Source organism: Silanimonas lenta DSM 16282, assembly GCF_000429065.1.
Classification (GTDB): Bacteria; Pseudomonadota; Gammaproteobacteria; order Xanthomonadales; family Xanthomonadaceae; genus Silanimonas; species Silanimonas lenta.
In genome coordinates this window covers 162560-188933 of sequence record NZ_KE386845.1, presented here as the reverse complement: position 1 = coordinate 188933, position 26374 = coordinate 162560, and the positions used below count along the sequence as shown (strand labels likewise).

The 26374-nt window shown below is 70.1% G+C and carries 23 protein-coding genes; 10 read left to right on the top strand and 13 right to left on the bottom strand.

Features of this window, described 5'->3' with window-relative positions; all coding sequences use genetic code 11:
• Positions 1–2: 2 nt before the first annotated feature.
• The 7 genes from bamA to pyrH form a co-directional block, all read right to left on the bottom strand.
• Positions 3–2414, bottom strand: coding sequence for an outer membrane protein assembly factor BamA (bamA, locus tag G408_RS0111840; RefSeq protein WP_028771256.1), 2412 nt, complete (start codon positions 2412–2414; stop codon positions 3–5).
• Between the two features lie 47 nt (positions 2415–2461).
• On the bottom strand, positions 2462–3811 hold the full coding sequence (gene rseP, locus G408_RS0111835) for an RIP metalloprotease RseP (RefSeq protein ID WP_028771255.1): 1350 nt from the start codon (positions 3809–3811) through the stop codon (positions 2462–2464).
• Positions 3808–5001, bottom strand: a complete 1194-nt coding sequence (locus G408_RS15495; protein ID WP_028771254.1) for a 1-deoxy-D-xylulose-5-phosphate reductoisomerase — start codon at positions 4999–5001, stop codon at positions 3808–3810. The genes rseP and G408_RS15495 overlap by 4 nt, the downstream gene beginning before the upstream one ends.
• Positions 4986–5810 (bottom strand): phosphatidate cytidylyltransferase, encoded by an 825-nt coding sequence (locus tag G408_RS15490; RefSeq protein ID WP_028771253.1) that lies wholly within the window; start codon positions 5808–5810, stop codon positions 4986–4988. The genes G408_RS15495 and G408_RS15490 overlap by 16 nt, the downstream gene beginning before the upstream one ends.
• Positions 5807–6556 carry a polyprenyl diphosphate synthase gene (gene uppS / locus G408_RS0111820; protein ID WP_028771252.1) on the bottom strand — a complete coding sequence of 250 codons (750 nt, stop codon included), beginning with the start codon at positions 6554–6556 and terminating at the stop codon, positions 5807–5809. The genes G408_RS15490 and uppS overlap by 4 nt, the downstream gene beginning before the upstream one ends.
• A 12-nt stretch (positions 6557–6568) precedes the next feature.
• Positions 6569–7126, bottom strand: coding sequence for a ribosome recycling factor (gene frr, locus G408_RS0111815; RefSeq protein ID WP_028771251.1), 558 nt, complete (start codon positions 7124–7126; stop codon positions 6569–6571).
• Positions 7127–7191: 65 nt separating this feature from the next.
• Positions 7192–7911 carry a UMP kinase gene (pyrH, locus tag G408_RS0111810; protein ID WP_156890147.1) on the bottom strand — a complete coding sequence of 240 codons (720 nt, stop codon included), beginning with the start codon at positions 7909–7911 and terminating at the stop codon, positions 7192–7194.
• Positions 7912–8105: 194 nt separating this feature from the next.
• Between pyrH and G408_RS0111805 the strand changes: the two genes are divergently transcribed.
• Positions 8106–8960, top strand: coding sequence for a hypothetical protein (locus G408_RS0111805; RefSeq protein WP_156890144.1), 855 nt, complete (start codon positions 8106–8108; stop codon positions 8958–8960).
• A gap of 87 nt (positions 8961–9047) precedes the next feature.
• Here the strand turns inward: G408_RS0111805 and tsf are convergent, their stop codons facing one another.
• Both tsf and rpsB read right to left on the bottom strand, forming a co-directional pair.
• A complete protein-coding gene (tsf, locus tag G408_RS0111800; protein ID WP_028771248.1) occupies positions 9048–9920 on the bottom strand; it encodes a translation elongation factor Ts in 873 nt (290 codons plus the stop codon).
• Positions 9921–10013: 93 nt separating this feature from the next.
• Positions 10014–10868, bottom strand: a complete 855-nt coding sequence (gene rpsB, locus G408_RS0111795; RefSeq protein WP_028771247.1) for a 30S ribosomal protein S2 — start codon at positions 10866–10868, stop codon at positions 10014–10016.
• Positions 10869–11173: 305 nt separating this feature from the next.
• Between rpsB and map the strand changes: the two genes are divergently transcribed.
• From map to dapE, 5 genes are read left to right on the top strand one after another with little or no spacing between them, the layout of a single operon-like run.
• Entirely contained in the window at positions 11174–11950 is a 777-nt protein-coding gene (gene map, locus G408_RS0111790) for a type I methionyl aminopeptidase (RefSeq protein WP_028771246.1), read from the top strand.
• Entirely contained in the window at positions 11947–14589 is a 2643-nt protein-coding gene (gene glnD, locus G408_RS0111785; protein WP_028771245.1) for a [protein-PII] uridylyltransferase, read from the top strand. Before map ends, glnD begins: the two co-directional genes overlap by 4 nt.
• Entirely contained in the window at positions 14501–15409 is a 909-nt protein-coding gene (gene dapD / locus G408_RS0111780) for a 2,3,4,5-tetrahydropyridine-2,6-dicarboxylate N-succinyltransferase (protein WP_037413097.1), read from the top strand. The genes glnD and dapD overlap by 89 nt, the downstream gene beginning before the upstream one ends.
• A 10-nt stretch (positions 15410–15419) precedes the next feature.
• A complete protein-coding gene (locus G408_RS0111775; RefSeq protein WP_028771243.1) occupies positions 15420–15794 on the top strand; it encodes a Spx/MgsR family RNA polymerase-binding regulatory protein in 375 nt (124 codons plus the stop codon).
• Positions 15791–16969, top strand: a complete 1179-nt coding sequence (dapE, locus tag G408_RS0111770) for a succinyl-diaminopimelate desuccinylase (protein ID WP_051282951.1) — start codon at positions 15791–15793, stop codon at positions 16967–16969. The genes G408_RS0111775 and dapE overlap by 4 nt, the downstream gene beginning before the upstream one ends.
• A 28-nt stretch (positions 16970–16997) precedes the next feature.
• Here the strand turns inward: dapE and G408_RS0111765 are convergent, their stop codons facing one another.
• Positions 16998–18047 carry an OmpA family protein gene (locus tag G408_RS0111765; protein WP_051282950.1) on the bottom strand — a complete coding sequence of 350 codons (1050 nt, stop codon included), beginning with the start codon at positions 18045–18047 and terminating at the stop codon, positions 16998–17000.
• Between the two features lie 328 nt (positions 18048–18375).
• Here G408_RS0111765 and asnB point away from each other — a divergent pair, with 328 nt between their 5' ends.
• From asnB to G408_RS0111750, 3 genes are all read left to right on the top strand, one after another.
• Complete coding sequence (asnB, locus tag G408_RS0111760) at positions 18376–20073, top strand: asparagine synthase B (protein WP_028771240.1); 1698 nt, start codon at positions 18376–18378, stop codon at positions 20071–20073.
• 127 nt (positions 20074–20200) lie between these two features.
• Entirely contained in the window at positions 20201–21616 is a 1416-nt protein-coding gene (locus tag G408_RS0111755) for a glycosyltransferase family 2 protein (protein ID WP_245584315.1), read from the top strand.
• Positions 21613–22515, top strand: a complete 903-nt coding sequence (locus G408_RS0111750) for a hypothetical protein (protein ID WP_028771238.1) — start codon at positions 21613–21615, stop codon at positions 22513–22515. Before G408_RS0111755 ends, G408_RS0111750 begins: the two co-directional genes overlap by 4 nt.
• Positions 22516–22531: 16 nt before the next feature.
• Here G408_RS0111750 and G408_RS0111745 read toward each other — a convergent pair whose 3' ends face one another.
• Both G408_RS0111745 and G408_RS14565 read right to left on the bottom strand, forming a co-directional pair.
• Complete coding sequence (locus tag G408_RS0111745) at positions 22532–23494, bottom strand: IS110 family RNA-guided transposase (protein WP_028771237.1); 963 nt, start codon at positions 23492–23494, stop codon at positions 22532–22534.
• Positions 23495–23705: 211 nt separating this feature from the next.
• Positions 23706–24338 carry an META domain-containing protein gene (locus G408_RS14565; RefSeq protein ID WP_051282949.1) on the bottom strand — a complete coding sequence of 211 codons (633 nt, stop codon included), beginning with the start codon at positions 24336–24338 and terminating at the stop codon, positions 23706–23708.
• A 515-nt stretch (positions 24339–24853) separates the two neighbouring features.
• On the opposite strand from G408_RS14565, the gene G408_RS0111735 reads away from it, so the two are divergent.
• Positions 24854–25753: a DUF808 domain-containing protein gene (locus G408_RS0111735; RefSeq protein WP_028771236.1), complete on the top strand. Its 900-nt coding sequence runs from the start codon at positions 24854–24856 to the stop codon at positions 25751–25753.
• Here G408_RS0111735 and G408_RS14560 read toward each other — a convergent pair.
• The gene (locus G408_RS14560; RefSeq protein ID WP_051282948.1) at positions 25750–26322 is read right to left on the bottom strand and encodes a hypothetical protein; all 573 of its coding nucleotides are present in this window, start codon (positions 26320–26322) and stop codon (positions 25750–25752) included. The two genes, G408_RS0111735 and G408_RS14560, sit on opposite strands and share 4 nt — an antisense overlap.
• Positions 26323–26374 lie beyond the last annotated feature (52 nt).

The following is a 26374-nucleotide window of genomic DNA, read 5'->3' as shown; positions in this document are numbered from 1 at the left end:
CTTCAGAACTGGCCGCCGAAGGTGAACTGCAGGCGCTCGATGCGGTCCTCGGGCTCCTTGCGCAGCGGGGCGGCCCAGGAGATCGCGATCGGCCCCATCGGCGACTGCCACTGCAGGGCAAGACCGGCGGACACGCGCAGGTCGCCGGAACCGAATTCCCGCGCCTCCTTCCACACGTTGCCGAAGTCCATGAAGGCCGAGATACGGGCGCCGCGGGAATCGAACAGGGTGGGGAAGTAAGCCTCCACCGAGCCCACGGCCTTGAACGCGCCGCCCAGCGACTGGCGGAAGCGCTGGTTCACGAACTCGAGCGAGGAGGTGGGGCCGAGCGAGTTCTGCTCGAAGCCGCGCACCGAGCCCGGGCCGCCGGCATAGAAGTTCTTGAAGAAGGGCAGGCCGGCATTGCCGGTCTTGCCGTAGCTGTCGCCCAGGCCCAGCGAGGCCCGCGTTTCCACCACCAGGGCACGGCTGAGCGGCCAGAACTTCGAAAAATCGTAGAAGAGCTTGTAGTACTCGAGGTCCGAGCCCGGCAGCGCCACCTCCGCGCCGATGCGGTTGTAGGTGCCGGCGGTCGGGGCGAAGAAGTCGTTGCGGCTGTCGCGTGCCCAGCCGAACTGGGTGCGCCAGGCATTGATGGTCCACAACCGGTTCCCGCCCACCTGCTCCTCGCAGGGCGTGCTGGGATCGAGATCGACGTCGACGCAGACCACCGGGAAGCGGGCGCGGTCGCCGAGGGTGTTGACGAGGTAATCGATCAGCTCGGGCGGCGTGGAGCCGTCGCTGGTGGTGAGGTCTACCTTGTCGATGCCGATCGAGGCCGAGATCGAATCGGTCTCCGAGAGCGGCAGGCCGAACACCGCCTCGAATCCGGCATTGCTGGTCGTGAAGTTGGCGATGTTGAACTCGCGGTAGTCGTTCTCGCTGTAGTTCAGGTTGTAGCCCACCGACACGCCATTGTCGGTGAAGTAAGGATCGAGGAAGGAGAAGCTCAGCGCCTCGCTGAAGCTGTTGCGCTGCACCGAGATCGAGGTGCGGTTGCCGGAGCCGAGGAAGTTGTTCTGCGACAGCGAGAGCTGGATGGTGGCGCCGAAGAGCTGGCTGTAGCCCAGGCCGAACTGGAACTGGCCGAACTGCCGCTCCTTGACGCTGATCACCACGTCGACCTTGTCCGGCTCGCCGGCCACGGCCGGGGTCTCGATCTCGACGCTCTCGAAGTAGCCGAGGCGCTGCAGGCGGATCTTCGAGCGGTCGATGGCCGCCTGCGAGTACCAGGTACCCTCGAACTGGCGCATCTCGCGGCGCAGCACCTCGTCATGCGTGGTGTCGTTGCCCTTGAAGGTGATGCGGCGCACCTGCACGCGGGGCCCCGGGTTCACCACGAAGTTGATCGAGACTTCCTTCTTCTCGCGGTCGATGGTGGGCACCGGGTTCACTTCGGCAAAGGCATGGCCGATGTTGCCCAGCACCGCGGCGATGCCGTCGGAGGTCATTTCCAGCAGCCGGCGCGAGAACACCTGGCCCGGCTTCACCAGCACCATGCGCTCCACCTCTTCCTGCGGCAGCACGGTCTCGCCGCTCACCTGCACGCCGGTGATGGTGTAGACCTCGCCCTCCGAGACGCTGGCGGCGATGGTCATGTCGCGCCTGTCGGGGCTGATGGCCACCTGGGTGGAGTCGACGTTGAAATCGACGTAGCCGCGGTCGAGGTAGTAGTTGGTGAGCTTCTCCAGGTCGCCGGAGAGCTTCTCGCGCGAGTACTGGTCGTCGCGGCGGTACCAGGACAGCCAGTTGCTGGTGTTCGATTCCCAGTCGCGGCGCAGCTCGGCATCGCCGAACACCCGGTTGCCGACGATGTTGATGTCGCGGATGCGCGCCGCCTTGCCCTCGACGATGGTGATCGCCACGTCCACCCGGTTGAGCGGCAGGGTGGTGACCTTGGGCGTGATCGTCACCGAGTACTTGCCGCGGTTGTTGTACTGGCGGGTGAGTTCCTGGGTGACACGGTCGACGTTCAGCGGGTTGTAGGTCTCGCCCTCGGCGAGGCCGATGCCGCGCAGGCCCTTCAGCAGCTCCTCGGTCTTGATGTCCTTGTTGCCGCTGATGCTGATCGAGTTGATCGCCGGGCGCTCGACCACCTTCACCACCAGGATGCCGCCCTCGCGGTGGAGTGACACGTCGCTGAAGAAGCCGGTGCGGTACAGGGCGCGGATCGCTTCGCCGGCCCGTGCCCGGGTCAGGGTCTCGCCGCGTTCCACCGGCAGGTAGGAGAACACCGTGCCGCTGGAGATGCGCTGCAGGCCGTCGACGCGGATGTCGGTGACCTGGAAGGCGCCGAACTCCTGGGCCAGGGTCGTGCCGGAGAGGGCGGCGGCGAGGGCGAGGGCGAGCAGGCGTCGGGTGGGGCGATGCGTCATGGATGCGTCCAAAAGCGGCAGGCCCGGGAGGACCCGCGGGGTGACGGTCAGGGAACGAGCCTCAGCACGTCGTTGAAGAGAGCGAGGCCCATCAGCGAGGCGAGCAGGATGAGACCGAGGTACTGACCGGCCACCAGCACGCGGTCGCCCAGCGGCCGCCCTTGAACCAGCTCGATAAGGTAATACAGCAGGTGCCCCCCGTCCAAGACAGGGATGGGGAGCAGGTTCAGGATGGCGATGCTCACCGAGAGCATGGCGAGGAAATAGAGGAACCAGGCCACGCCGCGCGAGGCGGTGGTGTTGGCCACCTGGGCGATGGTGATGGGGCCGGAGAGGTTGTCCAGCGAGGCGGCTCCGGTGAGCATCCGGGCCAGCATGCCCACGGTGTCGCCGGTGAGCTGTCCGGTGGCCTTCACGGCCGCCGGCAGGGCCGCGAGCGGGCCGTGGCGCAGGACGGCGTCGTGGGCGGCGGCCGGCGAGAGGCCGAGGCGCCAGACCTGCCCCCCTTGCGGGAGCGTGGCGAGCCGGGGCACCAGGTGGCGCTCGATCCGCTCGCCGCGGCGCTCCAGATGGAGCAGGAGGCGCGGGGCCGGGCCTTCGACCGGATGGCGGGCCAGGGCCCGGCGCAGGTCCTCGAAATCCCTCACCGGCTGGCCGTCCACGGCCAGGATGCGGTCGCCCGGGGCCAGCACCCCTGCCGCGGCGCCTTCCGGGTCCACCGCTCCGACCACCGCCGGCGGCACCGGCGGCCGCGGCACGAGGCCGATGGCGCGGAAGGCCTCGGCCTCGGGCAGGCCGGGGGCGAGGCGCGAGAGCGGCAGCCGCCGTTCGTGGGTTCCGCCCTCGGCATCGCGCACCGTGATCGGCACGTCCTCGCGGTCCAGCATGGGGCCGATCAGGGCATTGGCGGCCTCGCTCCAGGTCGGGGTGGGCCGCTCGCCGACGGCGAGGATGCGTTCGCCGGCGCGGAAGCCGGCCTCGCGGGCGATGCCCTCCGGCTCGGCCAGCACCGGTGCGTAGTCGGGCTTGCCGATGAGGAACATGAGGTAGAGCAGGCCCACGGCCAGCACGAAGTTCGCCAGCGGCCCGGCGGCGACGATGGCGATGCGCTGGCCCACCGGGCGGTTGTTGAAGGCCAGGGCCTTCTGTGCCGCGGGCACCGCGGATTCGCGTTCGTCGAGCATCGAGACATAGCCGCCGAGCGGAATCAGGCCGATCCGCCACTCGATGCCCTCGCGGTCCACCCGCGACCACAGCACCCGGCCGAAGCCTACCGAGAAGCGCAGCACCTTCACCCCGCAGCGCCGGGCCACCCAGTAGTGGCCGAACTCGTGGAAGGTGACCAGGAGGCCGAGGGCCACCACCAGCCAGAAGGCCGAGCCCAGGAACTCGCTCACGCCGCCCCCCAGACCGCCCCCGAGGCCAGCAGCGCTTCGGCCACGCGCCGCGCCTCGGCGTCGGCGGCGAGGCGGTCGGCGAGTGTGGCGCTGGGCAGGGCGGGCAGGCGTTCCATGGTGCGTTCGATCAGCGCCGGGATGCCAAGGAAAGCCAGCTGGCGCTGAAGAAAGGCTGAAACCGCCACTTCGTTGGCGGCATTGAGGACCGCGGGCAGGCTACCACCGGCGGCCAGGGCCTCGTAGGCGAGGCGCAGGCAGGGGAAGGCCCCGGTATCCGGGCGCTCGAAGTCCAGCCTGGAGAGGGCCACGAGATCGAGCGGGGCCACCCCGGCCTCGATCCGATCCGGCCAGGCGAGGCCCACCGCCAGGGTGGTGCGCATGTCCGGCTGGCCGAGCTGGGCCAGCATCGAGCCATCGACGTAATCGACGAGGGAATGGATGGTGGACTGGGGATGCACCACCACCTCGATGCGCTCGCCCGGCAGGCCGAACAGGTGGTGGGCCTCGATCACCTCGAGTCCCTTGTTCATCAGGCTCGCCGAATCGACCGAGATCTTGCGGCCCATCGACCAGTTGGGATGGGCGCAGGCCTGTTCCGGGCTCACGCTGGCGAGGCGCTCGCGGCTCCAGCCGCGGAAGGGACCACCGGAGGCGGTGAGCAGCAGGCGCCGCACCCCGCCGCGCCCGCCGTCGGCAGGCAGGCACTGGAAGATGGCGTTGTGCTCGCTGTCGATCGGCACCAGCCGGGCGCCATGGCGTGCCACCTCGGCCATCAGCAGCTCGCCGGCCAGCACCACCGATTCCTTGTTGGCCAGCAGCAGGCGCTTCCCGGCCCGGGCCGCGGCCAGGGTCGAGGCTACGCCGGCGGCGCCGACGATGGCGGCGATGACGGTGTCGTTGCCCGGATCGGCGGCGATCGCCTCCAGGGCCTCCGGCCCGGCCATCGCGGTGGTCGGCAGGCCCGCGGCGGCGAGCCCGTCGCGCAGGGCCGGGTAATGCGCCGGATCGGCCACGGCGGCGAGCCGCGGGCGGAAGCGCCGGCACAGGGCCAGCAGCTCGTCCACCCGGGCATGTGCGCTCAGGGCATCGACGACGAAACGCCCGGGGTGGCGGGCGATCACGTCCAGCGCCGAGCCACCGATCGAGCCGGTGGCGCCGAGCAGGGCGACGCGGCTCAGAGCACCAGCCACAGCTTGCCCACCACGAACACCGGCAGGGCCGCGAGGATGCTGTCGAGGCGGTCCAGCATGCCGCCATGGCCGGGGATCAGGCGGCCGGAATCCTTGTGCCCGGAATGCCGCTTCATCAGGCTCTCGAACAGGTCGCCGGCCACCGACATCAACGCCGCTACCAGGGTGAGCAGCAGCAGCAGTGGCAGCTGCGGCCAGCCCAGGCCCAGCAGCGGGAAGCCGAGCAGGGCCACCAGCGCGGCGCCGGCGAGGCCACCCCACAGCCCTTCCCAGCTCTTGTTCGGGCTGATGCGCGGGGCGAGCTTGTGCCGGCCGAGCCGCACGCCGACGAAGTAGGCCCCGGAATCGGTGGCCCAGACCAGCATCACCGCGAACAGGGCCCAGCGCGGGCCGGTCTCGGGCAGGGCATGCAGCCAGACCAGTGCCGCCCAGGCCGGCACCGCCGAGAAGCTGCCGGCCAGCAGCTTGAGCGCGCGGTAGCGGTTGCGGTCGGCCTGGGCGAACTCGAAGCGCCACAGCCAGGCCAGTGCCAGCAGCCACCACAGGGCCCCGGCCAGGGCGGCGGCCTTCAGGGCGAACAGCCCCGGTCCGGCGCCCCAGGCCAGGGCGGCGATCAGCAGGGCGTTGGCGGCGACATAGGCGAGCCTCGGCGGCCGCTCCGCGAGCCCGGTGAGCCGGCTCCATTCCCAGAGCCCGGCCAGCACCAGCACGGCGGCGAGGAAAGCCAGCCAGGGCGTGGGCAGCCAGAGCACCGCGGCGATGGCAGCGGGGGCGAGCGCCAGCCCGGAGAGGATGCGGGTACGGCTCATCGGGTCTCCGGGGCCGGGGAGGCGAGTTGTTCGGGCACCAGGCCGAAGCGACGCTCGCGGCGCGCGTAGTCGGCCAGGGCGGCGTCCAGCACGGCCTCGTCGAGGTCGGGCCAGAGCACGTCGGTGAACCACAGCTCGGTGTAGGCGAGCTGCCAGAGCAGGAAGTTGCTGATGCGGTGCTCGCCGCCGGTGCGGATGAAGAGGTCGGGGGGCGGCAGGTCGGCGAGGCTCATGGCCGCCCCCACCGTCGCCTCGTCGATGTCCTCCGGGCGCAGGCGCCCGGCCTGGACCTGCTCGGCGAGCCGGCGCGCGGCCTGCGCGATGTCGGCCCGGCCGCCGTAGCCGGCCGCCAGCACCAGGGTGAGGCGCGGTGCGGGGAGCTGGATGCGCTCGGCTTCGGCCATGCGCCGGCGGATCGCCTCGGGGAAGCGCGAGCGCTCGCCGATGAAGCGCAGCTGTACCTGGCGCCGGGCGAGTTCCTCCACCTCGGATTCCAGCACCCGCAGGAACAGGCGCATCAGCGCCCCTACTTCCTCCTCGGGGCGGTTCCAGTTCTCGCTGGAGAAGGCGAACAGGGTCAGGGCCGGGATGCCGCGGGCCAGGCAGTACTCGACGATGGTGCGCACCGCGCGCGCGCCGGCGCGATGGCCGAGCGTGCGCGGGCGCTGGCGCTGCTTCGCCCAGCGGCCATTGCCGTCCATGATGACGGCGAGATGGCGCGGCAGCGCGGGGGGAGGGGCGGACATGCAGCCGGCGCCTTACAGGGCCAGCAGCTCCTGTTCCTTCGCCTTCACCACCTCGTCGACGGACTTCACCCACTGGTCGGTGAGCTTCTGGATGTCCTCCTCGGCCTTGCGCTGCTCGTCCTCGGAGATCTTCTTCTCCTTGAGCAGTTCCTTGACCTGCGAGATGGCGTCGCGGCGCACGTTGCGGATCGCGACCTTGGTGTTCTCGCCCTCGTGGGCCACGTGCTTGCCGAGCTCCCTGCGGCGCTCCTCGGTGAGCGGCGGCAGGTTGATGCGGATCACCGTGCCGGCGGTGTTGGGGGTGAGCCCGAGGTCGCTCGCCAGGATGGCCTTCTCCACCGCCGCCACCATGTTCTTCTCCCACGGGGTGATGGTGAGCGAGCGGGCATCGGCCACGGCCACCGAGGCCACCTGCGAGAGCGGCACGTTCGAGCCGTAGTAGCTCACCTGCAGATGGTCGACGAGGGCGGTGGTGGCGCGGCCGGTACGCAGCTTGGTGAGGTCGGACTTCAGCACCTCCACGCACTTCTGCATGCGGGCCTGGGCGTCCTTCTTGATGTCGTTGATCATGGCGCGGGTTCCGTGGTCGATCGTTGATCGCGCGAGTATAGGGCGGGGCGAGGTGGCCTCCGGGCTCAGCCGGCGTGCACCAGGGTGCCGATCGGCTCGCCGCGGAGGATCCGCATCAGGGCGCCGGGCTGCATCATGTCGTAGATGCGGATGGGCAGGTTCTGGTCCCGGCACAGCGCGAAGGCGGCGGTGTCCATCACCTGTAGGTTGCGGGCGATGACTTCTTCATAGCTCAGCTGCTCGAAGCGCCGGGCCTCCGGTACCTTCTTCGGATCGGCCTCGTAGATGCCGTCCACCTTGGTGGCCTTGAGCAGCAGTTCGGCGCCGACCTCGATGGCGCGCAGGGCGGCCGCCGAGTCGGTGGTGAAGAAGGGGTTGCCGGTGCCGGCGGCGAAGATCGCGATGCGGCCCTTCTCGAGGTGGCGGATGGCGCGGCGGCGGATGTAGTCCTCGCAGACCTCGTTGATCTTGAGGGCGCTCATGGTGCGGGCGTAGGCGCCGAGGCGCTCCAGCGCGTCCTGCATGGCCAGCGCGTTCATCACCGTGGCCAGCATCCCCATGTGGTCGCCGGTCACCCGGTCCATGCCCTTGGCCTGCAGGCCGGCGCCGCGGAAGATGTTGCCGCCGCCGATCACCAGGCCCACCTGGGCGCCGGCCTTCTGCACCTCGATGACCTCGCGCGCGAGCCAGGAGAGCACGTCCGGGTCGATGCCGTAGTCGCCGCGGCCCATCAGGGCCTCGCCGGAGAGTTTCAGCAATACGCGCTTGTACTTCAGTGCAGGCACGCTCATTCGCGCTCTCCGTCGGGCAAACGGCGGGATTCTAGCGGCTTGAGGATGGGGCGTCATCTGCTTTTCACGGCAGCAGGGGCGGCCCCGGCTCGGGATGCGCGTGCTGGCATGAAAATCAGGGGGGGGGGGGCTAGAATCCCGCCGCGCCTGATGGCGCGGCTCGAGAGTGCCGATGAAAGGAGTGATGCATGAAGGAGCAAGCAAAACGCATTGCTGTGGTTTTTTTTGCGGTATGGGCCGGGTCGGGCCTGGCCAGTACCCGGGGAGACTGGGTGGATGTCTGTGATGGATGTGCCCTGTGGCAAGTCGAAGCCAGGGCTGCCCGGTACCCGGTGAGCGCCCTTTCCAAAGTGCATGTGCTGGACTACCACAATGCCGTGGTGTGGAGTTGCGATGTCGTTCGCGAGAAAGAACTTGGCACCAACCTGGCTTCTTGTGGCCCGGCCTCATCCGAGGCGCAGCAGGCGTTCAGGGAGATCGTCGACATCGTCCGCGAGCTGAAGGCGGAAGTCTCGATTCCCTATCCGGGGGGGAACATCCACGACATCGCGGGCTGCCCGGCCTGTGCGAGGCAGTGGCTGCTGGACAACCGCTACCGCTTGGCAAACCAGCTCAGTCTTCTGGATCTGCTCGTTGCGCGCGGCCTGACCCTCTCCGTGGCCATCAATGTCAGTGTTGCCAGTATTTCGGCCACGTATGGGGGGCAGATCCGTGTCAAGGTCGTCTTGGACAATGATGCATCGGGCGGTCGGGAGAAGGCTCATTGCATCGGGGTGCTGACGGATACCGGCCTCGTGATCGACGCGGACCAGTGCTTCGACAGTGACGGCAACCCCATCCCGACCTTGGGTAATCCCGGCCTCCAGGATGCCTACGTCTTCCTCTCGGCCGTCAACCAGCAGAGCATGGTGAACCGTATCCGGGCACTGGGGCGGCCGGTTCGACATGGCGGTACGGTGACCGTGGGGCAGCTTGGGCGGATCGACTGCAACAGCCATGGCTGTGAATCGAAGGAAAAGCCGCCTTCGCCGGACAGGAAGTGAGGCGGAGCGTCCCCGTTTCTGTCCCCGGAATGCAGGAAAGCCGCGGTTCTGCCGCGGCTTTCCTGTTCAGGCGGCTGAAATGCAGCCTCAGACCTTCATCGCCTTCGCCACTTCGGCAACGTAGTCCTCGACCACCTTCTCGATGCCCTCGCCCACGGCCAGGCGCACCATCGACACCATCTCGGCGCCGCCGGCCTTCAGGGCCTGCTCGACGGTGATGCTGGTGTCCATCACGTAGGGCTGGCCGGTGAGGGTGTTCTCGTTGACGATCTTGGCGATCTTGCCGCTGATGATCTTCTCGAGGATGTCGGCCGGCTTGTTCTTGTCCTTCTCGGACATCTTGGCCAGCTCGATCTCCTTTTCCTTGGCGAGGAACTCGGCCGGCACGTGGGCCGGGGTCATGTAGGGCGGATTCATGGCCGCCACGTGCATGGCGATGCCGCGCGCCAGCTCCTCGTTGCCACCCTTGATCTCGACCAGCACGCCGATCTTGCCGCCGTGGACGTAGGCGCCCACGGTGTGGCCGCCGGCCACGCGCACCATGCGGCGCACCTGGATGTTCTCGCCGATCTTGGCCACCAGCAGGGCGCGGGCCTCCTCGACCGTGGCATCGCCGAGCGACACCGCCTTCAGCGCCTCGACGTCGGCGGCGCCGGAGGCCAGGGCGGCCTTGGCCACGGCATCGGCAAAGGCGATGAAGTTGCCGTCCTTCGCCACGAAGTCGGTCTCGGAGTTGACCTCGACCAGCACGGCCTTGCCACCCTCGGCGGCCATGGCGATGCGGCCCTCGGCGGCCACGCGGCCGGCCTTCTTGTCGGCCTTGGCCAGGCCCGACTTGCGCAGGGCCTCCATCGCGGCCTCGATGTCGCCGCCGTTCTCGGCGAGCGCCTTCTTGCACTCCATCATGCCGGCGCCGGAGCGCTCGCGCAGCTCCTTGACGAGCGAAGCGGTGATTTCCATGGAACGAACCTCTTGGTGTCTGGGTATGGGGGCGGCCCGCAGCATGCGCGGGCCGCGTTGCGGTCCGGCGACGGTGGGCCGCCGGCGCGGGGCTTACTCGCCGTCGGTCTCGGCGCTGGCGCGGCCGCGGCGCGGGGCGCCCTTCTTCGCCGCCGGGCGCTTCTCGCCGCGCGGCTTGCGCGGGGCCTCGGCGTCCTTGGCCACCGGGTTGCCCTCGGCATCGAGCTCGACGAACTCGTCATCGCCGGCGCTGGCCTGGATCGGCGCGGCAGCCTTGCCCTCGAGCACGGCATCGGCCGCGGCGCGGGTGTAGAGCTGCACGGCGCGGATGGCGTCGTCGTTGCCCGGGATGGCGTAATCGACGAGGTTCGGGTCGTAGTTCGAGTCGACCACGGCCACCACCGGGATGCCCAGCTTGCGGGCCTCCTGCACGGCGATCTCCTCGTGGCCGATGTCGATCACGAACAGGGCGTCGGGCAGGCGGTTCATGTTCTTGATGCCGCCCAGCGAGGATTCGAGCTTCTCGCGCTCGCGGCGCAGGGCCAGCACCTCGTGCTTCACCAGGCGGTCGAAGCTGCCATCGGTCTCGGCGGCCTCGAGCTCCTTGAGGCGGGCGATCGAGCCCTTCAGGGTACGGAAATTGGTGAGGGTGCCGCCGAGCCAGCGCTGGGCCATGTAGGGCATGCCGCAGCGGGTGGCCTCTTCCTTGATGGCGTCGCGCGCCGAGCGCTTGGTGCCGACGAACAGGATGGTGCCGCGCTTCTGGGCGATGCCGGAGATGAAGTTCATCGCATCGTTGAAGAGCGGCAGGGTCTTCTCGAGGTTGATGATGTGGATCTTGCCGCGGGCGCCGAAGATGTACGGGCCCATCTTGGGGTTCCAGTAGCGGGTCTGGTGGCCGAAGTGGACGCCGGCTTCCAGCATCTGGCGCATGGTGACCTGGGGCATTGCTCGTTCCTCATGACGTGGAGCACGGCCGGGCCCGTTCGCGGGCGTCGCGGCGCGGTCTGCTCCGGGGTTGGGCCTCCCCGCGCGTCCGTGGCCGAACCCGGCGGCCCTGGGCGGGCCTGCGGGCACCCCGGCACGGGATGGGTCACGCGGGTGTGGATTCCTCGTTTCGCGGCGGCCCCGCCCGGGTGGGCAAGGCCGCGGCCGCCGGAGGTCGGCGCCCACGCCCCGGACGTGGCCGGTGCGTGAAGCGCGGGATTCTAGCCCGCTGGCGGGGCTGTGGACAAGTCGGCACAATCCCGGGAATGAAAGTGACCCTCAAGACCCCCGAGCAGATCGGGAAGATGCGCGAGGCCGGCCGGCTGGCCGCCGAGGTGCTACAGGTGGTGGCGCCCCACGTGAAGCCGGGGGTGAGCACGGCCGAACTCGACCGCATCTGCCACGACCACATCGTGAACGTGCAGAAGGCCATCCCGGCCAACCTCGGGTACAAGGGCTTCCCGAAGACGGTCTGCACCTCGGTGAACCATGTCGTCTGCCACGGCATCCCCAGCGAGGCCAAGGTGCTGAAGGAAGGCGACATCGTGAACATCGACGTCACGGTGATCAAGGACGGCTGGCACGGCGACACCTCGCGCATGTACGTGGTCGGCGCGCCCTCGGTGCTGGCGAAGCGCCTGGTGGAGGTGACCCGCGAGGCGATGTTCCGCGGCATCCGTGCGGTGCGGCCGGGGGCCACCCTGGGCGACATCGGCCATGCCATCCAGAGCTATGCCGAGAGCGAGCGCTTCTCGGTGGTGCGCGAGTACTGCGGCCATGGCATCGGCCAGATCTACCACGAGGACCCGCAGGTGCTGCATTACGGCCGCCCCGGCGAGGGCCTGCGCCTGCAGGAGGGCATGACCTTCACCATCGAGCCGATGATCAATGCCGGCGCGCGGCACACCAAGCTGCTGCCGGACGGCTGGACGGTGGTGACCCGGGACAAGTCGCTCTCGGCGCAGTGGGAGCACACCGTGGCGGTGACCCGCGACGGCGTGGAGATCCTCACCCGCCTGCCCGGCGACGACAACGAGCTGTGAGTGAGGCTGCGGCCCCGCCTGCTCAGGGTGCGCCGGCCGCTGGCGACTGGCGGGAGGCGGTCCGCGAGACCCTGCGCCAGGCCCATGCCGGCATCGTGGCCCGTTTCGACGGGGGCGAGGCCATCGAGCGCCTGCTCGCCGCCCAGACGGCCGCGGTGGATGCCGCCGTGCGCCAGGCCTGGGCCGCGGCCCTGCCCGCGGAGAGCGGGCTCGACCTGCTGGCCACCGGCGGCTATGGCCGGGGCGAGCAGTACCCGTTCTCCGATGTCGATCTGCTGGTGCTGGGGCCGGCGGAGGCCCAGCACCGGCACGAGGCCGCACTCGGCGCCTTCTTCGCCGCGCTCTGGGACATCGGCCTCAAGCCCGGCACGGCGGTGCGCTCGCTGGCCGACTGCGTGCAGGCCTGCCGCGAGGACGTGGGCACGCTCACCGCGCTCACCGAGGCGCGCCTGCTGGCGGGCTCGCCCGCCGCGCCGGAGCGGCTGGAGGATGCCCTGCGCAGCGAGGGGCTGTGGCCGGCCGCGGCCTACTTCGATGCCAAGCGTGCCGAATGGGCGGCACGCCATGCCCGCTACCACGACACCGCCTACAACCTCGAACCCAACCTGAAGGAAGGGCCGGGAGCGCTGCGCGACCTGCATACCCTGGGCTGGCTGGCGCGCCGCATCTACCGGGTGCCCGGCCTCGAGGCCCTGGTGCCGCTCGGCCTGCTCGGGGCCGACGAGGCGGCCACCCTCAGGCGTGACTGGCGGACTCTGGCCCGCCTGCGCTTCGGCCTGCATCTGGTGGCCGGGCGGCGCGAGGAGCGGCTGCGCTTCGATTACCAAAAGCCGCTGGCAGCCCGCCTCGGCTACCGCGACGAGGCCAGCGACAACCTCGCGGTCGAGCAGATGATGCAGGCCTTCTTCCGCGCCGCGCACACCGTGCAGCGGATCAGCGAGCGGGTGCTGCAGCGCTTCGAGGAGCAGCTGGCCGGCCGGGTGGAGCGGGTGCCGGTGGCGCCGGGTTTCGAGCGGGTGAACGGCTACCTGCGCCGCGAGGCGCCGGGCCCGGTGGGCTCGGCACTGGAGGCCTTCGCCCTCTTCGCCACCTGGGCCGCCTGCCCCGAGGCAAAGGGCCTGCATTCGGAGACCGCGCGGGCGCTGGCCGAGGCCCTGCCGCGCATCGCCCCCTACGAGGCCCAGGACGCCGATACCCGCGCCGCCTTCCTCTCCCTGCTGCAGGGGCCGCAGCCGGTGGAAACCCTGGCCCGGATGGCCCACCTCGGCGTGCTGGGGCGCTACCTCCCGGCCTTCGCCCGGGTGTCCGGGCGCATGCAGTACGACCTGTTCCACGTCTACACCGTGGACCAGCACACCCTGGAGGTGCTGCGCATCATGGCCGGCTTCCCCGAGGGACGCGACGAGCGCTTCCCGAAGGCGAAGGACGTGCATGCGCGGCTCAAGGCCCCGTGGCTGCTGCTGGTGGCCGGGCTGTTCCACGACATCGCCAAGGGGCGTGGTGGCGACCACTCCCTGCTCGGCGCCGAGGACGTGCGGGCCTTCGCCGTGGCGCACCGCCTGAAGCCGGCCGATACCGCCCTGCTGGCCTGGCTGGTGGAGCAGCATCTGCTGATGTCGACCACCGCGCAGCGCCAGGACATCAGCGACGTGGCCGTGGTGGAGCGCTTCGCTGCCGCGGTGGGCGACCGCACGCGGCTCGACTACCTCTACCTGCTCACCTGCGCCGACATCGCCGGCACCAGCCCCAAGCTCTGGAACACCTGGAAGGAGCGGCTGCTCTCCGACCTCTATGAGGCCACCCGGCTCGCCCTGCGGCGCGGGCTGGAGCACCGGCTGGACGCCGCCGAGCGGGTGGCCGAGGTGCAGGCCGAGGTGCGGGCACTGCTTGCCGATCTTCCTTTGGAGGCGGTGGAGCGGGCCTTCGCCGAGTTCCCCGCCGAGAGTTTCCTGCGCTACCGGCCGGAGCAGCTCGCCACCCAGGCGCGGGCGGTGCTCGGCCATGCCGACCGTACCCGCCCGCTGGTGCTGGTGCGCCCGCAGGGCGAGGCGTACGAGGTCTTCGTGCACTCGCCCGACCGCGACGGCCTGTTCGCCACCATCACCGCCACTCTGGACCGCCTCGGCTTCTCGGTGGCGGTGGCGCGCATCGTCACCTCGACCTCGGGCATGAGCCTCGATACCTTCCAGCTCCTGCCCCTGCACGACACCGGCGAACCGCCGGAGGCACGCGCCCGCCATGCCGAGCGGGTGATCACCGAGATGCTGATGCGGCCTGCGGCCAGCCTGCATCCGCCGCGCCGCGCCCTGCCGGCGGCACTGAAGCACTTCCGGGTGCCGCCCAAGGTGGAGCTGCGCGCCCTGGAGGACGGGCGCCGCACCCAGCTGGTGCTGATCGGTACCGACCGCCCCGGCCTGCTGGCCGACGTGGCGCGGATCCTGCGCGAGCACGGCCTGCGGGTGCACGATGCCCGCATCGCCACCTTCGGCGAGCGTGCCGAAGACCTGTTCCTGATCTCGGACGAGGCCGACCGCGCCCTCGCCGATCCCGATGCCATCGCGCGGCTCACCGCCGCGCTCACCGCCTGCCTCGAAGGAGACCGACCGCATGCCCCGTCGCAAGAGCCCCGTCATCGCTGACCTGCAGCCTCTCATCGAATCGGCTTTCGAGCGCCGTGCCTCGCTCTCGCAGGCCGAGATCGACGGCTCGCTGCGCGAGATGGTGGAGACCGTGGTGGGGCAGCTGGAAGCCGGCAGGCTGCGCGTGGCCGAGCCGAACAGCGACGGCACGTGGCGGGTGAACGAGTGGGTGAAGAAGGCGGTGCTGCTGTATTTCCGCTGCAACGACATGCGCCTCGTCGAGGCCGAGCCCGCCCCCTACTGGGACAAGGTGCCGCTGCGCTTCGAGGGCTTCGACGCCGCCGACTTCCGCGAGCTTGGCGCCCGCGTGGTGCCCGGCGCGGTGGTGCGCCGCGGCGCGCACATCGGCAAGGACGTGGTGCTGATGCCGAGCTTCGTCAACATCGGCGCCCATATCGGTCCTGGCACCATGGTGGATACCTGGGCCACGGTGGGCAGCTGCGCCCAGGTGGGCGCGCGCTGCCATCTCTCCGGCGGCGCCGGCATCGGCGGCGTGCTCGAGCCCCTGCAGGCCAGCCCCACCATCATCGAGGACGACTGCTTCATCGGCGCCCGCTCCGAGATCGTCGAGGGCGTGGTGGTGGAGCGCGGCAGCGTGATCGGCATGGGCGTGTTCATCGGTCAGAGCACCCGCATCTACAACCGCATGACCGGCGAGATCAGCTATGGCCGGGTGCCGGCCGGCAGCGTGGTGGTCTCGGGCCAGCTGCCCTCCGCAGACGGCAAGTACAGCCTGTACGCCGCGGTGATCGTGAAGCAGGTCGATGCCAGGACCCGCGCCAAGACCTCGATCAACGAACTGCTGCGCAGCGGCGAGTGAGGGAGGGGCCATGAGCGACACGGCACCGGTACGCCTCTACGGCCTGCCCACCTGCGATACCTGCCGGAAGGCGCGGAACTGGCTGGAGCGCTTCGGCATCCCCCATGTCTTCATCGACTACCGCGCCGAGCGCCAGCCGCCCGAGGTGCTGAAGGCCTGGGCCGTCCAGCTCGGCGGCTGGGAGAAACTGGTCAACAAGGCCAGCACCACCTGGCGGCAGCTACCCGAGGCGCGCAAGGCGCCGGGCAGCGACCCGGAGTGGACCCTGCTGCTCAAGGAGCATCCGGCGCTGATCAAGCGCCCGGTGCTGGTGACGGCCGACGGCGTGGTCTCGGTGGGCTTCACCGACAATGCCTTCAAGGCCCGCTTCGGGGTGAAGAAATGAGCGGGCCGGAGAGGGGGGCGGCCAAGGGCGATTCGCCAGTGCTGGCGCTCGCCAAGGCCTTGATCGCGCGGCCCTCGGTGACGCCGGAGGATGCCGGCTGCCAGGCGCTCGTCGCGGCGCGTCTCTCGGCGGCCGGGTTCGAGTGCCGCCAGCTCGACTTCGGCGAAGTGAAGAACCTCTGGGCCACGCGCGGGCGGGGCAGTCCGGTGGTCCTGCTGCTCGGCCACACCGACGTGGTGCCGCCCGGCCCGCGCGAGGCCTGGGCCTCCGATCCCTTCGTGCCGACGGTCCGCGCGGGCGTGCTGCACGGCCGCGGTGCCGCCGACATGAAGGGCAGCGTGGCGGCCTTCGTGGTGGCGATGGAGCAGCTCGTCGCCGCGCACCCGGACCATCCCGGCACCTTGGCCGTGCTGCTGACCTCGGACGAGGAGGGGCCGGCGATCGACGGTGTTCGAAAGGTGGCCGAGCATTTCCGCGCCACCGGCCAGTGCATCGATTACTGCATCACCGGCGAGCCCTCGTCCTCCGAGCGGCTTGGCGACGTGCTGCGGGTGGGGCGGCGCGGATCGCTCTCGGTGGCGGTGACGGTGCGCGGGGTGCAGGGCCATGTGGCCTACCCGGAAAAGGCGCTCAACCCCATCCACGCGCTGGCGCCGGCGCTCGCCGAGCTCTGTGCCCGGCGCTGGGACGAGGGCTATGCCAGCTTCCCGCCCACCAGCTTCCAGGTCTCGAACATCGCCGCCGGCACCGGCGCCGACAACGTGATCCCGGGCCAGCTCGAGTTCGTGGCGAACTTCCGCTTCAACCCGCACTGGACCAGCGATGCCCTGGTCGCCGAGTTCGAGGCCACGCTCGCCCGCCATGGCCTCGATGCCGACTGCCGCTGGCGGCGCTCCGGCGAGCCTTTCCACTGCGCGGAGGGCGTGCTGCGCCGCGCGGCGCGCGCGGCGATCGAGGCACGCTGCGGGATCACGCCCGACGAGAACACCAGGGGCGGCACCTCCGATGCCCGCTTCATCGCCCCGCTCGGCGCCGAGTGCGTCGAACTGGGGCCGTGCAATGCCAGCATCCACAAGATCGACGAGGGCGTGCGCCTCGAGGAGCTGGAGGCACTGCCGGGCCTGTTCGCCGAGGTGGTGGAACGGGTCTGGGCCGGCCACGCGGCACGGGGCTGAAGCCCGTGCCGCGGGCACCGTGCGGTGTTCAGTCGGTGCGGCCGCCGGCCACGTCGACCAGTTCGACGCGGCGGTTCTTCGCCCGTCCATCCTCGCTGGCATTGCTGGCCACCGGCGCGGCGAAGCTGACGCCCACCGGGAACAGGCGGTCTGCGGCGATGCCCTTGGCGCGCAGGTTCGCCACCACCGATTCGGCGCGACGCTGCGACAGGCTGCGGTTGTAGCTGAAGCTGCCCTGGGTGTCGGTATGGCCCACCACCAGCAGCTTCAGCGAGGGTGTGGCCTGCAGCAGCTTGGCCACCTCGGCCAGCGTGGCCTCCGATTCCGGCCTGATCGTCGCCGAGTCGGTGTCGAACAGGATGCCGTAGAGCGCGATGCGGCCATCGGCGGTGATGCGCCGGGCCATCTCCTCGCTCCGGACCAGGCTCATGCGCTGCTCGCGCGGCTTCTCCTCGAGCACATCGAAGCGCACCAGGGTGAGGCCGGCGGGCAGGTTCATCCAGCGGTCCACGGTGTTCTCGACGATGTAGGCGCTGGCCCAGGTATTGCCCGAGGCGCCCGGCTTCCTCGCCGCAAGATAGCCGGCTTTTGCCTCGGCAGCGTTCTGGAACGGCCACTGCGCGCGTTCCTCCGGATTGCCATAGGTGCCGGTCATGCCCAGCACCTCTCGGGCGATCTGGTTGTTGTAGCCCACCGTCTCCACTGCCTCGCCGATGCCGGAGAAGGCGATCTCGAAGCCCTGGGCACGCAGCTCCTGCTCGTAGTTACGCAGCACCTCCATCACGCCCATGCCGGCGGGGATGCGGTAGTAGGTGGTGATGCGCCGGCCTTCGGCATCGACGCGGCGGAAGGGTTTCACCTTCGATTCCGCGCCGCTCCACTCGATCTTCTGCAGGGCGAAGCTGAGGGCGGCGAAGTCGGCCTTGCTCTGGAAGAAGATCTCCGAGCCGGTGATGCGCTTGAAACCGGGCGGATCGGCACTGCCGGCCACGTCGGCGGCGGAGGCGGCGAGCGGCAGGCCGAGCAGAAGGCCGGCGAACAGGGGGCGCAGGGTGGCCAGCAGGCGGGGCAGGGACATCGCGGGGGGCTCCGTCGTGGTTCGGGTGAGAGAAAGCCTAGCAGGGCCCGGCGACAGCGCATTGGTTGCCGTTGCAACCGGCGCTTGCCATCCCCGCGGCGGCCGGGTTAGCGTCGGCGCCATGTCGAACGCCGTGCTCAACCGCAACAACGCCAACAACCGCAACGCCGGAAGGCGGCCGCGGCGCTAGGCGCGTTCAGCACACCGAACCCACCGAACCGACGAAGGCCCGCCTGGCAACAGCGCGGGCCTTCCGCTTTTGGCGCTCTCGATTTCCCCTCGCTCCCCGTTCCTCGTCTTTTTCACTCTCAGCTCATAAGGACTCCCCATGTGCGGCATCGTTGCAATCTTCGGCCTCAAACCCGGCACCGAGCTCGAGCCCCTGCGCCGGCAGGCCGTGCAGGCCGCGGCACGCATCCGCCACCGCGGCCCGGACTGGAGCGGCGTCTACGCCGATGCCGGTGCCGTGCTGGCGCACGAGCGCCTCGCCATCGTCGACATCCACGGCGGGGCCCAGCCCCTACGCTCCCCCGACGGCGCGCTGGCGCTGGCGGTGAATGGCGAGATCTACAACCACCGCGAGCTGGAGACCGCGCTCACCATGCCGTACGCCTTCACCACGCAGAGCGACTGCGAGGTGATCAATGCCCTGTGGCGCGAGCAGGGGCCGGGCTTCGTCGATTCGCTCAACGGCATCTTCGCCTTCGCCCTCTGGGATGCCGCGCAGCAGCGCTATCTCATCGCCCGCGATCCGGTGGGCGTGATTCCGCTCTACTACGGCCACGACCATGAAGGCCGCCTGTGGGTGGCCTCCGAGATGAAGGCGCTCATGGGGGTGTGCGAGGACGTGGCGATCTTCCCGCCCGGCCACCTGCTGGATTCGGCCGAAGGCACGATCCGCCCCTACCGCAGACGTGACTGGCGCGATTACGCGAAGGTGGAAGGCCAGCGCATCGAACCCGTCGCGCTGAAGGAGGCCCTGATGCAGGCGGTGCGCCGGCAGTTGATGTGCGACGTGCCCTACGGCGTGCTGCTCTCCGGCGGCCTCGATTCCTCGGTGGTGGCCTGGTGCGCGGCGCAGTTCGCCCGGAATCGCGTGGAAGATGACGGCCGGAGCGAGGCCTGGTGGCCGCGCCTGCACAGCTTCGCCGTGGGGCTGGAAGGCTCGCCGGATCTCGCCGCTGCGCGCGTAGCGGCCGAGGCCCTGGGCACCGCCCACCACGAGTTCCATTTCAGCTTCGAGGAGGGGCTGGATGCGCTCTCCGAGGTGATCCGCCATATCGAGACCTATGACGTGACGACGGTCCGTGCCTCGACGCCGATGTTCCTCTTGGCCCGGCGCATCCGCTCGATGGGCATCAAGATGGTGCTCTCGGGCGAGGGCAGCGACGAGGTGTTCGGCGGCTACCTCTACTTCCACAAGGCGCCGGATGCACGCGAGTTCCACGCCGAGACGCTGCGCAAGCTCGACGCCCTGCACCAGTTCGACTGCCTGCGCGCCAACAAGAGCATGGCGGCTTTCGGCATCGAAGCGCGCGTGCCCTTCCTCGATCTTGCCTTCCTCGACGTGGCGATGGCGATCGATCCGGAACAGAAGCGGGTGCGTCCGCGCCAGCCCGGTGGCCGGCCGGTGGAGAAGTGGCTCTTGCGCACGGCCTTCGAGGGCTGCCTGCCCGAGAGCATCCTGTGGCGGCAGAAGGAGCAGTTCAGCGATGGCGTGGGCTATGGCTGGATCGACGGCCTCAAGGCCCATGCCGAGGCGCAGGTGAGTGATGCCGAGTTCGCCGGCGCCGAGCGCCGCTTCCCGATCAATCCACCGCAGACCAAGGAGGCCTATTTCTACCGCCGCCTCTTCGAGTCGCACTTCCCCGGGGCAGCGGCCGCGGCCACGGTGCCGGGCGGCAAGTCGATCGCCTGCTCCTCGCCGGCGGCCCTCGTCTGGGACGCCGCTTTCGCGAAGGCGGCCGACCCGAGCGGCCGGGCCGTGGCCGGCGTGCACGAGCAGGCGGTGCTCTCCGGAATGTGAACCCGCGCAAAAAGACGCAAAAGTCTGCAAACCCGGTCACAGGTTCAGCGGCAGGCGGGGCGTGCGTATGAAGAATGCACGCTATTCCACAGTTCAGGCGCCGGCCCAGCGGCGCGACCGTTGACCGATGCCCCCTCCTGATGAGCCGATGGCCGCCAACGAGCCGCAGATCGCCGCCATCGATCCCGGGATCGTGGCCAGCGCGGCGGCGCGCAGGGAGTACCGGCGCTGGTACCTGCCGGTCCGGGCGAAGTTCGCCCTGGCCCTGGCCTTCGCCTTCGCCTGGATGGCCCTCAGCATCGCGCTCTCGCTGCCCTGGCTGCGGGACCTCGCGGCGGCGGCCGGCTGGGCCCTGGCCCTGTTCGCCATCGGGTTCATCGCCTGGGTGCCGGGCTTCATGAACGCCTTCCTCAGCGCGACGATCCTGATGGACCGCCGGCCGAAGCGGCGCCGCCTCGCGCACTACCCGCCGATCGCGGTGCTGGTGGCCTGCTACAACGAGGAGAAGACCATCGGCGACACCCTCGACAGCCTCGCCCTGCAGGCCTATCCGGGCGAGGTGGAGGTACTGGTGATCGACGACGGCTCGACCGATGCCAGCGTCTCCGTCGCGCTGAAGGCCGCGGCGCGCCACACCCGCCCGGGCTTCCTGGTGCGCGTGTTGCCGCAGCCCGTGAACCGCGGCAAGTCGCATGTGCTCAACGTCGGCCTCGAGTCGACCACCCATGAGTACGTTGTCACCGTGGATGCCGACTCCTGGGTGTACGAGGGCGGGCTGCGGGCCATCGTCGAGCGCCTGCTCACCGACCCGCCGGGTACGGCCGCGGTGGCCGGCGCGGTGCTGGTGCGCAACTCGCGGGTGAACTGGCTGACCAAGGCCCAGGAGTGGGACTACTTCCACGGCATCGCCGCGGTGAAGCGCATGCAGAGCATGTACCACGGCACGCTGGTGGCGCAGGGTGCCTTCTCGATCTACCGGCGCTCGGCCCTGCTCGAGGTGGGTGGCCTGCCGCACTGCGTGGGCGAGGACATCGTGGTGAGCTGGGCCCTGCTGAAGGCCGGTCACCGGGTGGGCTTCGCCGAGGACGCCTGCCTGTTCACCAACGTGCCGGAGACGCTCGGCCAGTTCGCGCGCCAGCGCCAGCGCTGGTCGCGCGGCCTGATCGAGGCCTTCCAGCGCCACGGCGCCCTGCTGCGGAAGCCGCGGATGTCGACCCTGTTCATCTGGTGGAACCTGCTGTTCCTGCCGATGGACCTCGCCTTCACCCTGGTCTTCATCCCGGGCATCGTCGCCGCCCTGTTCGGCCTGTACTGGATCGCCGGGCCGATGACCCTGCTGGTGCTGCCGCTGGCCTTGCTGTGGAACTTCGTGATCTTCCGCGTGCAGGCGCGCATGTTCCACGAGCAGGGTCTGAGCGTGCGGCGCAACGTGCAGGGTTTCCTGTTCTATGCCTTCCTCTACACCGTGGTGCTGCAGCCGGTCTGCCTGAAGGGCTACCTTGCCGAGTTGTTCAAGCTGAAGAAGACCTGGGGGACGAAATGAGCCGCATCACCTCGCGCCTGCTGGCGCTGGCCGTCGGCCTCGGCCTTCCCGCCGCCGCGATGGCGCAGGGCCTCGGCTGGGACAGCTGGTGGTCGGAGGACAGCGAGGGCACCTCGACCGCACGCGCCGGCGCGAGCTGGCAGGCGCGGCGCGAGGCGCCGGACCGCTGGTGGGGCCTGAACGCCGAGCGCGCGCGCTACCGCGGCGAGGGGTGGGACGTGGGCGAGAACCGGCTCTTCCTGCGCGGGGCCGGGCACCTCGGCGGCTGGCGCTGGTCGGGCCGCCTCGGCGGCAACGGCGAAACCTGGCTGGGCGAGGGCACGCTGTACCGGGAGGGGCCGTCGCGCACCGAATTCTTCCTCGAGCGCGACCGCCTCGACACCCGGCGCGGCGCCCTCGAGGGCCGCTACCAGACCTTCCTCGGCCTGGCGCAGGACTGGCCCGTGGGGGATCGGCTCACGTTCACGGGCGTCGCCGGTTGGCAGGACTTCACCGGCGGTAACCAGCGCCGGCACCTGCGCGGCACGGCCAGCCTAGTGCTCTCGGAGACGCAGGGGATCTCGACCCAGCTGCGCACCCGCTGGTTCGCCGACAGCGCCCCGGAGCGCGCCGACTATTTCGCCCCCGGCGAGTACGCCGAGGCCCTCGCCACCCTGGTCTGGAGCCGCCGCCTGCATGGCCTGCGCGCCCGCGTGGTGCTCGGGGCCGGGCAGCGCAAGGTGCAGGGCGGCGGGCGTGAACCGGCGCGGCTCGCCGAAGGCCTGCTGGAGACCCCGGCCTGGAAGGAGGGCCTGCGCTTCCGCCTGCGCCTGGGCTACACCGATGCCCCGCAGGCCGCCGCCGGCGGCCCGGACTACCGGTTCCGCTACGCCGCCTTCGAGGGCAGCCTGCCGCTCTGAGTAACCGTCTCCGAAGTCAAGCGCCGTGAAGCGCGTTATCCCAAGGTTTGTTGGTTCTGACCATGGCATTAAGCACGGTCAGCAGCTTGCGCATGCAAGCGACCAAGGCGACTTTGGGCAGCTTGCCGGCGGCGATCAGGCGCTCGTAGAAAGCCTTGATGACGGGGTTGCGGCGACTGGCGGTCAGTGCGGCCATGTACAGCACACGGCGCACGTCGAAGCGTCCGCCCTGGATGCGTCGTCGGCCCCGGCTTGCGCCGGAATCGTTGGCCATCGGGGCCACGCCCACCAGCGCGGCGATCTCGCGCCGGTTGAGCCGGCCGAGTTCGGGCAACTCGGCGATCAGCGTGGCGCTGGCCACCGGGCCGATGCCGCTGGCCGATTGCAGCAATCGGTCGAGCTCGGCGAAGTGCTCACGCACGTGGCCGACCATCTGGCCCTCGATGTCGTCGAGCTGGGCCTGGATGGCCGCGATGATGGCCTCGATGCTCGGGTGCAGCGCCTTGGGCGTGATCTGCAGCCGCTGCCGCTCGGCCAGCAGCATGGCCAGCAGCTGACGCCGGCGTGTGACCAGCGCGGCCAGCCACTGCTGCTGTGGGTCGGCCAGCGGGCGCAGGAAGCGGGCCAGATCGTCGCGGCGCAGCAGCACCGCGGCGAACTCGGCCAGCATGCGCGCGTCTGCCGCGTCGGTCTTGGCCAGGCGGCCCATCGACTTGGCAAAATCGCGCGCCTGGCGCGGGTTGACCACCGCCACGGGCAGGCCGGCCGCTTGCAGCGCGCAGGCCAGCTCTGTCTCGTAGCCGCCGGTGGCTTCCATCACCACCAGCGCCACCTCCAGCGGCTTGAGGGCCGCTATCAACGCCGAGTGGCCCTCGGCCTGGTTGTCGAACCGCTGGGCATCGAACTGGGCGCCCAGCACCGCGACATCGACATGCGCCTTGGCCACGTCGATGCCGACCACCACTGAGGAAGCAGACATGGTCTTCGGATCCCTTGCTTGTGCATGCGCGCTCGGCCAAGCCGGCGCGCCTAACCGTTCGGGCTTCAGGAAGACCAGCACGGTGGCCGTGCGCTCTGTACTCAGAGACGGGCTCGAACACCCCAGCCGTTACCAAACTGCACGCACCGGTCTGGCCGCCTCAACGGCGTGTCAGACTCTACCGTGCTGATCTGGCCTGAACATACAAGCCTCAGCCGCCCGCGGGCGGGGTGGCGACGGCGATCACCGTGTCGCCGGCGATCAGCTGAAGCGAGCCGTCGGCGCCGAAGTCATGGCGCGTGGTCCTCGACAGGACGTCGAGGAAGCGCCGTTCGGCCGCCATCGCCGGCTCCGGGCAGGCCATCATGGTGGTGGCCGCCTGGGTGAACGCGAGGCCCTCGCCGCTGAGGCCGGCATTGCCCATCCAGCGGTTGCAGCCGGCGAAGCCGGCGGCGCGGCCCTCGGGCAGGAACTGGAGCGTCGGCGGGCGTTCGCCGGTGGGCTCGCCGTCCACCGAGGCCACCGTCCATTCACCGATCGCCAGCAGCGCCATCGGCTCGCCGCCGCAGCCGGCGAGCTGCTTGCCATCGAGCTTGATCGCGACGGTGTGGGGGTGGGGCATGCCGGCCATGCTGTCGCGGCAGATCGAGGTGGTGGCGCTGACGGACAGGTGGCGGGATTCGCGCACGGCATGGAGGTCGAAGCCGTCGGCGCGTTCGCTGCGGGTGAGGCCGGTCCAGACCACGGGTTCGCTGCCGGGGGTTTCCCAGTGGAGCGTGTCGCCTTCCACGCGGATCAGCCAGAACGGTTCGTTGCCGCGTGCCTGCCAGGCGGAGGACTTCACCGCTGCGGCCTTGCAGCCACTGAACTCGCGATCGCCAATGCGGAAGATCGCCTCGTCGCCCTTGGTCCAGAGTTCGATCGTCGCACCATCGGCGCGTGTGCCGGTGTAGCGGGCGCGCCGGAGGCGGCTTCTGTCTGCGAAAGGCGCGATTCCTCGCCCTCGAAGGTCACAATGGCGATGCTGTCTTCGAAGCGGGCCCCTCCGTCGCAGCGGAATCCGGTGGGGAGAGGGGACGGGGCGGCCGGAGGAACCTCGGCCGGGCCAGCCGTGGCAGGCGTGTCTGTGGGCGGTTCGGTGGCCGGCGGCTCGGTGGTGGGTTCGCGCTGGCAGCCGGCAAGCGCGAGGGCGGCCGCCAGGGCGGCCCCGAGGGGGGCGGGCAGGGTCCAGGACATCGGCAGGCTCCAGGTGGGGGAGGGTCCAGCCTGCCACGATCCGCTCTCTGCCGTCTTGCGCCCCCGGCAGGCCGGCCGGGATGGGAGAATCGGCTCCCGTTCCTTTTCGCCGGGAAGCCGCCCATGGCTGGCAGCAGCCTGTTCGCCCTGATCGATGACATCGCCACCCTGCTCGACGATGTGGCAGTGATGACCAAGGTCGCGGCCAAGAAGACCGCCGGGGTGCTCGGCGACGATCTCGCGCTCAATGCCAACCAGGTCACCGGAGTGCGCGCCGACCGCGAGCTGCCGGTGGTGTGGGCCGTGGCCAAGGGCTCGGCCCTGAACAAGGCCCTCCTGGTGCCGGCGGCGCTTGCGATCAGCGCCTTCGCGCCCTGGGCGATCGCGCCCCTGCTCGTTCTCGGCGGGGCCTTCCTCTGTTTCGAGGGCGTGGAGAAGCTCGCCCAGCGCTGGCTGCATCCGGACGCCGGCGAGGCCAAGGCCGAGGCCCTGCGCCAGGCCGTGGCCGATGCCTCGGTGGACATGCTGGCCTTCGAGCGCGACAAGATCCGGGGGGCGATCCGCACCGACTTCATCCTCTCGGCCGAGATCATCGTCATCGCCCTGGGCACGGTGGCCGGTGCGTCCCTGTCCCGCCAGCTCGGGGTGCTGGTCGGCATCTCGGTACTGATGACCGTGGGCGTCTATGGCCTGGTGGCGGCCATCGTCAAGCTCGACGATGCCGGCCTCTGGCTGCTGCGGCAGGGAGGCGGCGCGGCGCGGGCGCTGGGCCGGGCGCTGCTGGCAGGAGCGCCGCTGCTGATGCGCTTCATCTCCGTTGCCGGCATCGCCGCGATGTTCCTGGTGGGCGGTCACATCTTCGTGGCCAACCTCCCGCCGCTGCATCGGGTCGTGGAGCGCCTGCTCGAGCCTCTCGGCGGCGCTTCCGGCCTGGGCGGCGCGCTTGCCGAGGCGGTGGTCGGCATGGTCGTGGGCGCGCTGGTGCTGGCCGTGGTCGAGGTGCTGCGCCGGCGCCGGCGCTAGAAAAGCTCGATGTCGTCGCCCTTGTCGTTCATCTTCTCCATGAACTCGCGCACGGCCTGCTCCACCGTCAGGCCCCGCAGCAGCACCGCCTCGAACATCTCCACTTCCTCCGGCATCGAGTAGCGGGCGCGGATCTTCTGCTGCAGCTCGGCCCAGGCGGCGGCCGAGCGGGCGCGCTCCTGGTCGCCGACCAGTTCCGCCAGCCAGGCAAGCCCGTGGTTCACATGCGAGAGCCGCTGCGAGAGCCGGTCGTAGAACTGGAAGGCGATGATGGCCTGGTTGACCATGCCGGCCACATGGGTGGTGGCCGTCAGCAGTTCCATCTTCACTCCGGCCGTGGCCTCGGTGTCGGCGAGGGCGGCGATGCGCTCGTTGATGAGCTTGATGGTGTTGGCCATGGTGGTGAAGGTGCCGGTGAGGGCATCCACCGAGGCATTGCTGTCGGTCATGGCCGCCTCCACCTGGGCCACCGCCAGCTCCATCATCAGGACCGTTTCACGCAGGTGGTTCCAGTCCGGGCCCGGGTTGTGCACTTGCGTGCCGCGCACCGTGTCGTCGTTGGTGCCCATTGCTTTCCCCTTCGGATGCCACTGCGTGCGCCCATAGTGGCGAAAGCCCGCA

Bases quoted from the DNA above. Each gene is read 5' to 3' on its own strand.
- bamA (WP_028771256.1), bottom strand. From the start codon at position 2,414: ATGACGCATCGCCCCACCCGACGCCTGCTCGCCCTCGCCCTCGCCGCC.
- G408_RS15490 (WP_028771253.1), bottom strand. From the start codon at position 5,810: ATGAGCCGTACCCGCATCCTCTCCGGGCTGGCGCTCGCCCCCGCTGCC.
- uppS (WP_028771252.1), bottom strand. From the start codon at position 6,556: ATGTCCGCCCCTCCCCCCGCGCTGCCGCGCCATCTCGCCGTCATCATG.
- frr (WP_028771251.1), bottom strand. From the start codon at position 7,126: ATGATCAACGACATCAAGAAGGACGCCCAGGCCCGCATGCAGAAGTGC.
- G408_RS0111805 (WP_156890144.1), top strand. From the start codon at position 8,106: ATGAAGGAGCAAGCAAAACGCATTGCTGTGGTTTTTTTTGCGGTATGG.
- tsf (WP_028771248.1), bottom strand. From the start codon at position 9,920: ATGGAAATCACCGCTTCGCTCGTCAAGGAGCTGCGCGAGCGCTCCGGC.
- rpsB (WP_028771247.1), bottom strand. From the start codon at position 10,868: ATGCCCCAGGTCACCATGCGCCAGATGCTGGAAGCCGGCGTCCACTTC.
- map (WP_028771246.1), top strand. From the start codon at position 11,174: ATGAAAGTGACCCTCAAGACCCCCGAGCAGATCGGGAAGATGCGCGAG.
- dapD (WP_037413097.1), top strand. From the start codon at position 14,501: ATGCCATCGCGCGGCTCACCGCCGCGCTCACCGCCTGCCTCGAAGGAG.
- G408_RS0111775 (WP_028771243.1), top strand. From the start codon at position 15,420: ATGAGCGACACGGCACCGGTACGCCTCTACGGCCTGCCCACCTGCGAT.
- dapE (WP_051282951.1), top strand. From the start codon at position 15,791: ATGAGCGGGCCGGAGAGGGGGGCGGCCAAGGGCGATTCGCCAGTGCTG.
- G408_RS0111765 (WP_051282950.1), bottom strand. From the start codon at position 18,047: ATGTCCCTGCCCCGCCTGCTGGCCACCCTGCGCCCCCTGTTCGCCGGC.
- asnB (WP_028771240.1), top strand. From the start codon at position 18,376: ATGTGCGGCATCGTTGCAATCTTCGGCCTCAAACCCGGCACCGAGCTC.
- G408_RS0111755 (WP_245584315.1), top strand. From the start codon at position 20,201: ATGCCCCCTCCTGATGAGCCGATGGCCGCCAACGAGCCGCAGATCGCC.
- G408_RS0111750 (WP_028771238.1), top strand. From the start codon at position 21,613: ATGAGCCGCATCACCTCGCGCCTGCTGGCGCTGGCCGTCGGCCTCGGC.
- G408_RS0111745 (WP_028771237.1), bottom strand. From the start codon at position 23,494: ATGTCTGCTTCCTCAGTGGTGGTCGGCATCGACGTGGCCAAGGCGCAT.
- G408_RS0111735 (WP_028771236.1), top strand. From the start codon at position 24,854: ATGGCTGGCAGCAGCCTGTTCGCCCTGATCGATGACATCGCCACCCTG.
- G408_RS14560 (WP_051282948.1), bottom strand. From the start codon at position 26,322: ATGGGCACCAACGACGACACGGTGCGCGGCACGCAAGTGCACAACCCG.